11 protein-coding genes are annotated in these 12,453 nt (G+C 58.4%); 3 read left to right on the forward strand and 8 right to left on the reverse strand.

Going from position 1 to position 12,453, the window contains the following annotated elements:
- Nucleotides 1–6: 6 nt before the first annotated feature.
- The 7 genes from AC2TEL_RS11420 to AC2TEL_RS11450 all read right to left on the reverse strand — a co-directional run bounded on the left by AC2TEL_RS11420 (nucleotide 7) and on the right by AC2TEL_RS11450 (nucleotide 6,378).
- A complete protein-coding gene (locus tag AC2TEL_RS11420; RefSeq protein ID WP_480843904.1) occupies nucleotides 7–357 on the reverse strand; it encodes an H-type lectin domain-containing protein in 351 nt (116 codons plus the stop codon).
- Nucleotides 358–474: 117 nt separating this feature from the next.
- Entirely contained in the window at nucleotides 475–885 is a 411-nt protein-coding gene (locus AC2TEL_RS11425; RefSeq protein ID WP_170670045.1) for a F0F1 ATP synthase subunit epsilon, read from the reverse strand.
- Nucleotides 886–897: 12 nt separating this feature from the next.
- Nucleotides 898–2,322 carry a F0F1 ATP synthase subunit beta gene (atpD, locus tag AC2TEL_RS11430; RefSeq protein ID WP_480843905.1) on the reverse strand — a complete coding sequence of 475 codons (1,425 nt, stop codon included), beginning with the start codon at nucleotides 2,320–2,322 and terminating at the stop codon, nucleotides 898–900.
- An 18-nt stretch (nucleotides 2,323–2,340) separates the two neighbouring features.
- Complete coding sequence (locus tag AC2TEL_RS11435) at nucleotides 2,341–3,219, reverse strand: F0F1 ATP synthase subunit gamma (protein WP_480843906.1); 879 nt, start codon at nucleotides 3,217–3,219, stop codon at nucleotides 2,341–2,343.
- A 12-nt stretch (nucleotides 3,220–3,231) separates the two neighbouring features.
- A complete protein-coding gene (gene atpA, locus AC2TEL_RS11440; protein ID WP_480903986.1) occupies nucleotides 3,232–4,770 on the reverse strand; it encodes a F0F1 ATP synthase subunit alpha in 1,539 nt (512 codons plus the stop codon).
- Entirely contained in the window at nucleotides 4,771–5,331 is a 561-nt protein-coding gene (locus tag AC2TEL_RS11445) for a F0F1 ATP synthase subunit delta (protein ID WP_480843908.1), read from the reverse strand.
- 312 nt (nucleotides 5,332–5,643) lie between these two features.
- Nucleotides 5,644–6,378: a class I SAM-dependent methyltransferase gene (locus AC2TEL_RS11450; protein WP_480843909.1), complete on the reverse strand. Its 735-nt coding sequence runs from the start codon at nucleotides 6,376–6,378 to the stop codon at nucleotides 5,644–5,646.
- A gap of 61 nt (nucleotides 6,379–6,439) precedes the next feature.
- On the opposite strand from AC2TEL_RS11450, the gene gloB reads away from it, so the two are divergent.
- From gloB to AC2TEL_RS11465, 3 genes are all read left to right on the forward strand, one after another.
- Nucleotides 6,440–7,207, forward strand: coding sequence for a hydroxyacylglutathione hydrolase (gloB, locus tag AC2TEL_RS11455; RefSeq protein ID WP_480903989.1), 768 nt, complete (start codon nucleotides 6,440–6,442; stop codon nucleotides 7,205–7,207).
- Nucleotides 7,208–7,381: 174 nt separating this feature from the next.
- Entirely contained in the window at nucleotides 7,382–9,706 is a 2,325-nt protein-coding gene (gene clpA / locus AC2TEL_RS11460; protein ID WP_480903992.1) for an ATP-dependent Clp protease ATP-binding subunit ClpA, read from the forward strand.
- Between the two features lie 160 nt (nucleotides 9,707–9,866).
- On the forward strand, nucleotides 9,867–10,754 hold the full coding sequence (locus AC2TEL_RS11465) for a YHYH protein (RefSeq protein WP_480903995.1): 888 nt from the start codon (nucleotides 9,867–9,869) through the stop codon (nucleotides 10,752–10,754).
- Nucleotides 10,755–10,772: 18 nt separating this feature from the next.
- Here AC2TEL_RS11465 and AC2TEL_RS11470 read toward each other — a convergent pair whose 3' ends face one another.
- Complete coding sequence (locus AC2TEL_RS11470) at nucleotides 10,773–12,452, reverse strand: peptidoglycan -binding protein (protein ID WP_480903997.1); 1,680 nt, start codon at nucleotides 12,450–12,452, stop codon at nucleotides 10,773–10,775.
- Between the last annotated feature and the right edge of the window lies 1 nt (nucleotide 12,453).

The following is a 12,453-nucleotide window of genomic DNA, read 5'->3' on the forward strand; positions in this document are numbered from 1 at the left end:
TCGGGGCTATGAAATCTGCCAATCGTCTTCATGTGCGACTTCCCCTATTGCGGTCCAGGTCACGCGGATTCGTGCAATGCGGGTGTCTGACCAGGTGCGAAACACCGCGTCAAAACCCTCGGGCGTGATGTTTTCGGCCTGAACCTCGGCGCGCAAGGCCGAAGTGGTGTCAACGTCCCACAAAGACACACCTAGCTGAATCAGCGGGGGCGACCGAAACGGCTCGCTGAATCGGATTGCAGAGCGGCGTTCCCGTGGGCCTGCACCGGTCCACATATCTCCACCATTACCGAATTCGGAAAACAGAACGGCTTCGCCTTGGTCGACGCCAATGGGATGAGTTCGAAATGTCTTCATTGCTGTGGTCTTTATCTATCAATTTCCGCAACTTACCGGTCACCGCAGACAAAATCACGACAAAAAAACGGCCCCGCAAAGCAGGGCCGTTCCGAATGATCTAATTGCAACAAGCCCTTACAGGCTCATATGCGTTCCAAGGGCTTCCATGTCAGCCAGCAGTTTGGCGGCATCGTCGACGATGGTCTGATCATCGCCTGCTTTTGCCGCCTCGTGCGAAGCCCGCGCCTCGGCGATCAGGTCGTCCAGATGCGACCGGGTCACTTCGGCAACCGGGATGGCCTTTTCGGCCAGAACCGACAGGCCATCGCCGTTGATCTGGGCAAATCCGCCGGTGACCAGGTATTCGCTGGACCCTTCGGGTGCCTCGACCTTCAGGATGCCCGGGCGCAGAGTGGTGATGGTGGGGGCATGATCGGGCATTGCCGTCATGTCCCCGTCCGCGCCGGGAATCTGGACCGCGGTAGCCGCGAGCGAAGCGAGGCTCCGCTCGGGGCTGACGAGGTCGAATTGCATCGTGTTTGCCATCAGGGATACTCCTTAGGCGGCTTCTGCGGCCATCTTCTCCGCTTTGGCGATCACTTCTTCGATGCCGCCAACCATCAGGAAGGCCGCTTCGGGCAGGTGATCGTATTCGCCGGCCACAACGGCCTTGAACGACGCGATGGTCACATCCAGAGGGACCTGAACGCCGGGCGAACCGGTGAAGACTTCGGCCACGTCGAACGGCTGCGACAGGAAGCGTTCGATCTTACGGGCGCGAGCCACGGTCAGCTTGTCCTCTTCCGACAGTTCGTCCATGCCGAGGATGGCGATGATGTCCTGAAGCGACTTGTAGCGCTGGAGTATCTGCTGAACGTCGGTCGCAACCTTGTAGTGCTCTTCACCAACGATGGCCGGGTCAAGCAGGCGCGAGGTCGAGTCGAGCGGGTCAACCGCGGGGTAGATACCTTTTTCCGAAATCGCACGGTTCAGAACGGTGGTCGCGTCCAGGTGTGCAAACGAGGTTGCCGGCGCGGGGTCGGTCAGGTCGTCCGCAGGAACATAAATGGCCTGCACCGAGGTGATCGAACCGGCCTTGGTCGAGGTGATACGCTCCTGCAGGGCACCCATGTCGGTGGCCAGTGTCGGCTGATAGCCCACCGCCGAAGGAATACGACCCAGCAGAGCCGAAACCTCAGAACCCGCCTGCGTGAAGCGGAAGATGTTGTCGACGAAGAACAGAACGTCGGTACCGGACTGGTCGCGGAACTGTTCGGCCAGCGTCAGACCGGTCAGAGCAACGCGGGCACGCGCACCCGGAGGTTCGTTCATCTGACCGTAAACCAGGGCCACCTGCGATTCCGACAGGTTGTCCGGCTTGATCACGTTCGATTCGATCATCTCGTGATAAAGATCGTTCCCTTCACGGGTCCGTTCGCCAACGCCCGCGAACACCGAGAAGCCCGAGTGCACTTTTGCGATGTTGTTGATCAGTTCCATGATCAGAACGGTCTTGCCAACGCCGGCGCCGCCGAACAGGCCGATTTTACCGCCTTTGGCGTAAGGGGCCAGCAGGTCAACAACCTTGATGCCGGTTACCAGAATTTCCGACTCGGTCGACTGTTCGTCGAACGCTGGTGCGGGCTGGTGGATGGCACGGGTTTCGGATGCCTCAACGTCACCTTTTTCGTCGATTGGCTCGCCGACAACGTTCAGGATGCGGCCCAGCGTGGCGTTCCCAACCGGAACCGAGATCGGGCCACCGGTATCGGTGACTTCTTCACCCCGGACCAGACCTTCAGTCGCATCCATCGCGATGGTGCGGACGGTGTTTTCACCCAGGTGCTGGGCAACTTCCAGCACCAGGCGCTTGCCGTTGTTGGTGGTTTCCAGCGCGTTCAGAATTTCAGGCAGCTGATCTTCGAAGTGCACGTCAACGACGGCCCCGATGATCTGTGTGACTTTGCCTTTTGCATTCGCCATGTTTCGTCTCCGGTTTTCTTACAGCGCTTCGGCGCCGGAAATAATTTCAATCAGCTCGTTGGTGATCACGGCCTGACGCGAACGGTTGAACTGGATCGTCAGCTTGTCGATCATCTCACCCGCGTTACGTGTCGCGTTGTCCATCGCGGACATCCGTGCACCCTGTTCAGACGCTCCGTTTTCGAGCAGAGCCGAGAAGATCGCGGTCGCAACCCCCTTGGGCAGCAGGTCGGCCAGAATGGCCTCTTCGCTGGGCTCGTAGTCGAAGACCGCACCACTGTCGTCACCCATCGCTTCATCTTCGAACGAGGCGGGGATGATCTGGTGTTCCGTCGGAATCTGGGTCACGACGTTCTGGAACTTCGCATAGAAGATCGTGGCAACGTCGAATTCACCCGCGTCGAAACGGGACAGGATGTCCTTCGCGATGTCCTGCGCGTTGGTGTAACCGACGCGCTTGACCTCGCTCAGGTCGATATGGCCAACGAACAGATCGCCGTAGTCACGCTTGAGTGCGTCACGGCCTTTCTTGCCGACGGTCAGGATCTTGACCGTCTTGCCTTTCGCCGTCAGCTCATAAGCCTTGGCACGGGCCAGTTTGGCGATGTTCGCGTTGAAGCCGCCACACAGGCCGCGTTCAGCTGTCAAGACAACCAGCAGATGCACATCATCACTGCCCGTACCACGGAGCAGCTTGGGGGCGCTGTCGCTGCCCCCGACCGAAGCTGCCAGACCCGCCATCACAGCATTGAACTGCTCGGCATAGGGGCGCGAGGCTTCGGCAGATTCCTGGGCGCGGCGCAGTTTTGCGGCCGCGACCATCTGCATGGCCTTGGTGATCTTGCGGGTCGATTTGACCGACTCGATCCTGTTTTTAAGGTCCTTCAGACTAGGCATCGGAACCTCCTATCAAGCGAAGGTCGCGGCGTATTCGTCGATCGCTGCCTTGATCTTGTCGGACGCTTCACCTTTGATCTTCGGATCTTCGTCTGTGATCCACTGAAGCAGGTCAGCATGCTTTCCGCGCAGGTGCGCCAGCAGGCCAGCCTCATAGCGGCCAACGTCAGACACGTCGATCTTGTCGAGGTAGCCGTTGGTGCCGGCAAAGATGACGCAGACGATTTCAGCGTTGGTCAGCGGCGAATACTGCGGCTGTTTCATCAGCTCAGTCAGGCGCGCACCACGGTTCAGCAGCTGCTGGGTCGCGGCGTCGAGGTCGGAACCGAACTGCGCAAACGCAGCCATTTCGCGGTACTGAGCCAGTTCCAGTTTAACCGGACCGGCAACCGATTTCATCGCGTTGGTCTGAGCCGAGGAGCCCACACGCGAAACCGACAGACCGGTGTTCACAGCAGGACGGATGCCCTGATAGAACAGTTCGGTTTCAAGGAAGATCTGACCGTCAGTGATCGAGATCACGTTGGTCGGAATAAACGCCGAAACGTCACCACCCTGAGTTTCGATAACCGGCAGAGCGGTCAGCGAACCTGCACCGAAGTCTTCGTTCAGCTTCGCCGAACGTTCCAGCAGACGGGAGTGGAGGTAGAAAACGTCACCCGGATACGCTTCGCGGCCCGGCGGGCGGCGCAGCAGCAGCGACATCTGACGATACGAAACAGCCTGTTTCGACAGGTCATCATAGATGATCAGAGCGTGGCGGCCGTTGTCACGGAAGTATTCGGCCATCGCGGTCGCGGCGTAGGGTGCCAGGAACTGCATCGGCGCCGGATCGGACGCTGTCGCAGCAACAACGATCGAGTAGTCAATCGCGCCGGACTCTTCCAGTTTCTTCACCAGCTGCGCAACGGTCGAACGCTTTTGACCAACCGCAACGTATACGCAGTACAGTTTCTTCGACTCGTCGTCGCCTGCTGCGTCGTTGTAAACTTTCTGGTTCAGGATGGTGTCCAGAGCAACGGCGGTTTTACCGGTCTGACGGTCACCAATGATCAGTTCCCGCTGGCCACGGCCGATCGGGATCATCGCGTCAACCGATTTCAGGCCGGTTGCCATCGGCTCGTGCACCGATTTACGCGGAATGATGCCCGGTGCTTTAACGTCTGCAACGCCACGCTTGGTTGCGTTGATCGGACCTTTGCCGTCCAGCGGGTTGCCCAGACCGTCAACAACGCGGCCCAGCAGTTCGTCACCGATCGGAACGTCCACGATCGAGTTGGTGCGCTTGACGGTGTCACCTTCTTTGATGTCACGGTCGGAACCGAAGATAACGACACCGACGTTGTCGCTTTCCAGGTTCAGCGCCATGCCCATGATGCCACCGGGGAATTCGACCATCTCACCCGCTTGCACGTTGTCCAGGCCGTATACACGGGCAATCCCGTCACCGACGCTCAGCACGCGGCCGATCTCGGCCACTTCGGCTTCCTGACCAAAATTCTTGATCTGGTCCTTCAGGATTGCAGAAATCTCTGCAGCTTGGATTCCCATTTATCCGACCTCTTTCATTGCATTCTGTAGGGAGTTGAGCTTCGAACGGATCGAGCTGTCGATCATTTTCGAGCCCACTTTAACGACAAGACCGCCGATGAGGCTTTCATCAACGGTCGCATTGATTGTCACGGTCTTGCCCACACGCTCGGACAGCGTCTTGGACAGTTTATCCATTTGCGTCTTGGTCAGTGCCTTGGCCGAGGCGACATCGGCGGTCACTTCGCCACGCTCATCCGCCAGCATGTTGCGCAGAACCTGCACCAGCTGCGGGATAACAAACAGGCGGCGTTTCTCTGCCATCAGACCCAGCGTATTGCGCAGGATCGTATGCAGACCCATCTTGTCAGCAATAGCGGTAATCGCGGCTTCTTGTTCTGCGCGGGAAATCAGCGGCGAGGCGATCAGGTCGCGCAAATCGGCGCTTTCGCCCAAGGCTGCTGCCAGATCATTGATGCCGGTTTCCAGACCTGCGAGGTCATTATTCTCTTTGGCGATCTCAAAAATCGCGGTGGCATAGCGTTCGGCGATGCCTGTGGAAATCGAAGCTGGTTCGGACACGTCCACCCTTCCGATATTTTGGGCCCCGAATTCGCGTGCGGCAGCTACCCCGGGGGCGTGAAGAAACCCCGTCCATAAAGGGCGGGGATCAAAATCACCGGGGATGTAGCAGAGCCGAACCCAGCTAGCAACATATTATCATGGGAACGACTTTATCCACAAAACGTTATATTTCATACACTTACACAAGGTGCGACCCTTTTATCCGGCCTCGGGGCAGGAAAAATGTTACGAAAGTGTAGGTTTTTGCGATTCCTGTGACCTTTTTCCCTCAATTTTGCGGTTTGACGGGTCGAAATACGACCCGTAACGCTAGGCCGGTTTCAACAGGCCATCCAGCGCTTTGATCGGGCGGCGTTCAGCGTCTTTGGTGACGCTTCCACTGGGCGGCCGGATGTGCTTGGTGGCTTCGACCATCAGCACTCCACCTGCCATAACGGTCGGCAGGCGCTGTCCGGTTTTCTCGATCAGATTACCCGATTTCAACCAGAACCGACGAAACGACGGCGGCAAATACAGGGCCGAGCAGTGGTTCTCGGGGATGAAGTGATGCGCCTTGAGCTGACTTTCCAGTTGCGATGCCGAGTACGGTCGGCCAAATCCAAATGGAGTTCGGTCAGATCGCGACCAAAGACCCGCTCGGTTCGGAACAACGAAAAGCGCGCGCCCACCGGGGCCAAGCACACGCCAGCATTCATCCAGAAGTTCGCTTGGACGTCCCGACGTTTCGAGGCCATGCATCACGACCAGTTTGTCCACGTGACCCGTTTCAATCGGCCAGCGCGTCTCTTCCGTCAATACCGAGACATTAGGCATCCCTGCCGGCCAGGGCATGACACCTTGCGGCCCTGGCATCAGGCCGATTACACGCCTGGCATCGGCCAGGTAGGGCCGCAGCAATGGAACTGCAAACCCGAAGCCAACCACCGTTTGCCCCTTGGCCTCGGGCCACAGGTCGACCAGCCGCCCGCGGATCGCAGCCTGCGCCGCACGCCCCAACGTGCTGCGGTAGTAGAAATTCCTCAGATCCTGCACATCAAGATGCATTGCGGACACCTGACCAATCGGCTTAGCTGGGCGCAGTCTAGCAACGAAAGGGCAAAAGGCCATGCCTCTTGAGATCGTCACCATCCCCTGCCTTAGCGATAACTATGCTTTTCTGGCGCACGATGCCAACAGCGGTGAAACCGCGCTGATTGACGCGCCGGAGGCCGCACCGATCCTGGCCGAGTTGGACGCACGCGGCTGGACCCTAAGCCACGTTCTTTTAACCCATCACCACTGGGACCACGTCGACGGCCTGGCCGGGATTCTCGAAAAACACCCTGCCAAAGTCATCGGCGCGGCCGCTGACGCCTACCGCCTGCCTCCGCTGGATCAACAGGTAAGCGATGGCGACAGCTTCGAAGTAGGAGGAGAGCCGGTTCAGGTCATGGATGTCTCAGGCCACACCGTCGGCCACATTGCCTTTTACATGCCGAAAAGCGGGGCGGTGTTCACCGCGGACAGCCTGATGGCATTGGGATGTGGCCGCCTTTTCGAAGGCACGGCGCCACAGATGTGGGCATCTCTTGGCAAACTGGCCGCCCTGCCCGACGAAACAATCGTGTGCTCGGGCCACGAATATACACAATCCAACGCCAAATTCGCCATTACCGTGGACCCCGACAATGCCGCACTGCAAAAGCGCATGGCCGACATAGACCGCGCCAGAGCCGCCGGCGAACCCACAGTGCCGTCGACACTGGCACTGGAAAAGGCCACAAACCCTTTTTTGCGGGCCGCTGACCCCGCGATTCAGGCAAATTTGGGCATGGAGAATGCTGACCCTGCGTCAGTTTTTGCAGAGGTACGGGCTAGAAAAGACCGCTTCTAATGCCTATTTCGCGCTCTTCATGGCCACGGTCACGGGAAATGTGACTGTCAAGAGCAAGAAAACCCTTGAAGCCGGGCCACGATCAACCAAACTCTAATAGTATGAGGACATGGTTGGGATGGGGTTCCGGCCGCCGCCTGCCCCCGTTTCGACCCAAGACAGAGGAGCACCCGCGTGCCTTCATTCTCGAGCACATTAGAACAAGCCATTCACGCGGCCTTGGCGGCTGCGAATGAACGGCGGCATGAATTCGCAACGCTGGAACATCTGTTACTGGCGCTGCTGGAAGAACCCGATGCCATTCGGGTGATGAAGGCGTGCAGCGTGGATCTTGATGAATTGCGCAGCACTCTGGTCGAATTCATTGATGAAGACCTGTCAAATCTGGTGACGGATATCGACGGGTCCGAGGCTGTGCCGACCGCAGCCTTCCAGCGCGTTATCCAGCGCGCTGCGATTCATGTCCAAAGCTCGGGCCGGACCGAAGTCACCGGTGCCAATGTTCTGGTGGCAATTTTTGCCGAGCGCGAAAGCAATGCCGCGTATTTCCTGCAGGAACAGGACATGACGCGGTACGACGCGGTGAATTTCATCGCCCATGGGGTGGCAAAAGATCCGGCTTATGGCGAGAACCGTCCGGTGTCGGGTGCCGATCAGGTCGAGGATGAGGCCCAGCCAGCGGCCAGCGAAGGTGAGCAGAAAGAAAGTGCACTTGGAAAATACTGCATTGATCTGAACGCAAAATCTCGGGCGGGCGACGTCGATCCGCTGATCGGCCGCAGTGATGAGGTCGAACGCTGCATCCAGGTGCTGTGCCGCCGCCGCAAGAACAACCCGCTGCTGGTGGGTGATCCCGGTGTTGGCAAGACCGCTATCGCCGAGGGGCTGGCGCACAAGATTGTCGCTGGTGAAGCACCCGAGGTTCTGGCGAACACGACAATCTACTCTCTGGACATGGGCGCCCTGCTCGCCGGAACCCGCTATCGCGGTGATTTCGAAGAGCGCCTGAAGGCTGTCGTGACCGAATTGGAAGAACATCCGGATGCGGTGTTGTTCATTGACGAAATTCACACGGTAATCGGTGCCGGAGCGACGTCTGGCGGCGCGATGGATGCGTCGAACCTGCTGAAACCGGCCTTGCAAGGTGGCAAACTGCGCACCATGGGCTCGACGACGTACAAGGAGTTCCGCCAGCATTTCGAAAAAGACCGCGCATTGTCACGCCGGTTCCAGAAGATCGACGTGAACGAGCCTTCGGTTGAAGACAGCGTGAAAATCCTGCGCGGTCTGAAGCCCTATTTCGAAAAGCATCACGACATCAAATATACCGCCGATGCGATCAAGACGGCCGTGGAGCTGTCCGCGCGCTACATTAACGACCGCAAACTGCCGGACAAAGCCATCGACGTCATCGACGAGGCCGGTGCCGCGCAGCACTTGGTCGCCGAAAGCAAGCGCCGCAAGACCATCGGCGTCAAGGAGATCGAGGCGGTCGTCGCCAAGATCGCGCGTATTCCGCCGAAGAATGTCACCAAGGACGATGCCGAGGTTCTGAAAGACCTCGAAGCTGCGCTCAAGCGGGTTGTGTTTGGTCAGGATGAAGCCATTGAGGCGCTGTCCAGCGCGATCAAACTGGCCCGTGCCGGCCTGCGCGAACCTGAAAAGCCCATCGGCAACTACCTGTTCGCCGGCCCGACCGGTGTGGGTAAAACCGAGGTGGCGAAACAGCTGGCAGATACGCTGGGCGTGGAGCTGCTGCGCTTCGACATGTCGGAGTACATGGAGAAACACGCCGTTTCCCGTCTGATCGGCGCGCCTCCGGGCTATGTCGGGTTCGATCAGGGCGGCCTGTTGACCGATGGTGTTGACCAACATCCGCATTGCGTACTGCTGCTGGATGAGATCGAAAAAGCACATCCGGATGTGTTCAACATCCTGTTGCAGGTGATGGACCACGGTGAGTTGACCGATCATAACGGTCGTACTGTGAACTTCCGCAACGTGGTGCTGATCATGACCTCGAACGCAGGTGCGCATGAACAGGCCAAAGCGGCAATCGGTTTTGCACGCGATCGTCGCGAAGGCGAGGATACCGCTGCGATCGAACGGATGTTCACGCCGGAATTCCGCAACCGTCTGGACGCCGTAATCTCGTTTGCGCCGCTGCCGAAAGAGGTCATCTTGCAAGTGGTCGAGAAATTCGTGCTGCAGCTTGAGGCGCAATTGCTGGATCGCGGTGTGACCATTGATCTGACCCCGAAAGCTGCCGAATGGCTGGCAGACAAGGGCTACGACGACAAAATGGGCGCACGTCCGCTTGGCCGTGTGATTCAGGAACACATCAAGAAACCTCTGGCCGAGGAATTGCTGTTCGGCAAACTGGCCAAAGGCGGCGTGGTTCGCGTTTCGGTCAAGAAAGGCGAGCTGAACCTGGAAATTCTAGGCCCAGATCAGCCGCGTATTCCGGGTGACAAGCCACCGCTTTTGACAGCGGACTAGTCCTGGCAGGCAAAAATCACTGATCGCCCGGTTGGCTCTCCAACCGGGCGACTTGATTTCCATCGCCCGAAAAATATTGCTTTCAGTCATTGAGAACATTTTCGACGGAATCCCGAACGGCACGCGTTTCAACGTCACAGTTGAAACGAAAGGGATTTCGATGACCAAAGTCGCCACCGTTTGGAGCGTTGCATTCGCCATTTCAACCATCGCCGCAATAGCGACCGCGCAACACAGGTTTCGATACCATGATGAAACAGAAACGAAACCGCTGACCCTTCAACCCGCTACAGTCAATCCGGGGAACAGTCGTTCCGAATTCGACGAGTACCGCAATACTCTGCGCGTTACGGCCAATGGCATCCCGGATCACCTTGTCGGGCGATTTCCGAACCGAGGGAACCCAAACCGGATATCAGAGCAGATGGTGAACTTAAAGATACCGTCCAGCCCGAAGGCCAAGGGTAGTATAACCCCCTTAAATCTTGGCTGGAATTTTGGTGTATCCTTGAACGGTGTTGTGTTTGATCCATTGGCCGCCGAGTTTTGGCATGGCGATCCCCGCTCCGGCTGGTCGTATAATGCACTGGGTGGTGCTATCGTTCTTGGGTTAGATGAGAATTTTGCGCATGTTCAGCCCAATGGAAAGTACCACTACCACGGTGTCCCGACCGGGTTGATTGAGTTGCTGAACTATGCACCCGACCGACACTCACCGCTGGTCGGATACGCAGCTGACGGGTTTCCGATTTACGCAATGACCGGTGTGCTGAACGGACATGTGACGGAAATGGAGTCATCATACCGGTTGAAAAGCGGCAACCGTCCTGGGGGCAGTTCACCAGACGGCAAACATGATGGAACTTTCAACGAAGACTTCGTCTATGTTCCCGGACACGGAAATCTGGACGAATGCAATGGGGCCTTTACCACCTCGCCCGAATACCCCTCGGGTACATATGCCTACTTTCTGACCGGGGACTATCCCGTCGTGCCCCGGTGCTTTGTCGGAACGCCAGATAACAGCTTTCGTTTCGGGCGGCGCTGACCACCGTACGAGGCAGATTTACCTTTCGGTCAGTTTCAGCTCGATCCTGCGGTTCTGTGCCCGGGCCTCTGGTGTATCCTCAGGATTGACAGGCTGGAACTCGCCGAACCCGTTTGCGGCCAGCCGGTCTGGCGGAATACCCAAAGCGTCAACCATGTATCGCACAACCGACAGCGCCCGCCCCTGGCTAAGCTCCCAATTGTCGCGATAGCGTCCGGAGCCGGCCAGCGGCACGTTGTCTGTATGACCATCGACCCGGATCACCCAATTGAGACCCTCGGGGATTTCCGCAGCCACGCTCCGTAGGATATCCGCGACCTTGGCAACTTCCCGACGCCCTTCGTTCGAAAGAACTGCCGACCCGGTGTCGAAAAGCACCTCGGAGGAGAAAACAAAACGATCTCCTTCAATACGCACACCTTCCTGATCGCCCAGCACATCCCTTAGTCGCCCGAAGAACTCGGACCGGTAGCGTTGCAGGTCTTCGGCCTGAGCGGTCAGTTCCAGGTTTTGACCGGCCAGAGCCTCGGCCTCGGCTTCCAGACGAATGCGCTCGGCCTCTTCCAGCAAACGACGGCGACGTTCTTCGGATGCGGCGCGCGCCAGTGCCGCGTTCAGGTCCTGACCCAGCGTCTGGATTTGGATCTCAGCTGCTTCGTTTCGCTCTTCGTAATCGTCCAGCAAGGCCTGCAATGACCCCAACTGGCTGCGCAAGGCCGACATTTGTTGGTTCAGCAAAGCCGTTCGGCGTTGTGCCTCGGTCGATGTTTCTTTCTCGGACGCAAGCGTGTCGCGGGCCACGGCCAAAAGCGCCGCGCGTTCTTCGGCCAAAGATCGCTGAGTCTCTGCTTCGGCTTGCGCCTCGCTCTGCGCATCCAAAGCGGCCTGCAACTGCGCTTTGAGTTCCTCGGGCTTCAGGTCACCGAATTGCCGTTCCAACTCGGCTTTGGCAGCCTGTGCTGCGGCCAGCAGGGTCAAGGTCTCTTCGGCCTCCTTACGCTGCGCTTCCAGGGCAAGCGTCATTGCGGTCAGTTCGGCATCTGCGTTCTCAAGCCGGGTGCGCAGTGCTTCTGCCGCAGCGGCCTCGGCCAGTCGGGCTGTTTCTTCATCCGATAGCTGCTGTTCCAGATCGGCAATTTGTGCGGTCTGCGCTGCGTCGCTACTTTCCAGGTCAGCGACCAGGGCCTCCAGTGCTTCGCGCCGGGCTGCGGCCAAACGAGCAGCTTCGGCCTGAGCATCAATTTCCTGCCGGCTTTGCGCCAAGGCCAAGTTCAACGCTTCCTGCTCGGTCAGCAACTCGTCCCGTTGGCTTTCCAGCGCCGCGATATTGCCCTGCGCGCGCTCCTGATCCGCTATCAGGGCGGCAACTTGCGCCTCGAAGTCGGTAATACGGGACCGCGCCTGTGCCAGATCTTCCTCTACGGTGGACAAGGTCGTGTTTAACGCCCCAAGACGCGCTTGCAGGCGGCTGTTCTCGCGCTCTTCCAATCCCAGCGCCCCGGCCAGGGCGGCGATCTCATCGGACAGCGCCGTCAATTCGTCCTCTTGCCCTGAGATCGTTTCGCGCAAAACAAACTGCACCACCATGAAGATGGTCAGTACGAAAGTCAGAACCATTAGCAGACCCGTCATCGCATCCACGAAACCAGGCCAGACCGAGCCCTGGAAACGTTGACCGGTGCGACGAGACAGGGCCATC

The sequence above is a fragment of the Ruegeria sp. HKCCD9138 genome (assembly GCF_057220975.1).

Coding starts and splice junctions, on each gene's coding strand:
- AC2TEL_RS11420 (WP_480843904.1), bottom strand. CDS start 357: ATGAAGACATTTCGAACTCATCCCATTGGCGTCGACCAAGGCGAAGCC.
- AC2TEL_RS11425 (WP_170670045.1), bottom strand. CDS start 885: ATGGCAAACACGATGCAATTCGACCTCGTCAGCCCCGAGCGGAGCCTC.
- atpD (WP_480843905.1), bottom strand. CDS start 2,322: ATGGCGAATGCAAAAGGCAAAGTCACACAGATCATCGGGGCCGTCGTT.
- AC2TEL_RS11435 (WP_480843906.1), bottom strand. CDS start 3,219: ATGCCTAGTCTGAAGGACCTTAAAAACAGGATCGAGTCGGTCAAATCG.
- atpA (WP_480903986.1), bottom strand. CDS start 4,770: ATGGGAATCCAAGCTGCAGAGATTTCTGCAATCCTGAAGGACCAGATC.
- AC2TEL_RS11450 (WP_480843909.1), bottom strand. CDS start 6,378: ATGCATCTTGATGTGCAGGATCTGAGGAATTTCTACTACCGCAGCACG.
- gloB (WP_480903989.1), top strand. CDS start 6,440: ATGCCTCTTGAGATCGTCACCATCCCCTGCCTTAGCGATAACTATGCT.
- AC2TEL_RS11465 (WP_480903995.1), top strand. CDS start 9,867: ATGACCAAAGTCGCCACCGTTTGGAGCGTTGCATTCGCCATTTCAACC.
- AC2TEL_RS11470 (WP_480903997.1), bottom strand. CDS start 12,452: ATGGCCCTGTCTCGTCGCACCGGTCAACGTTTCCAGGGCTCGGTCTGG.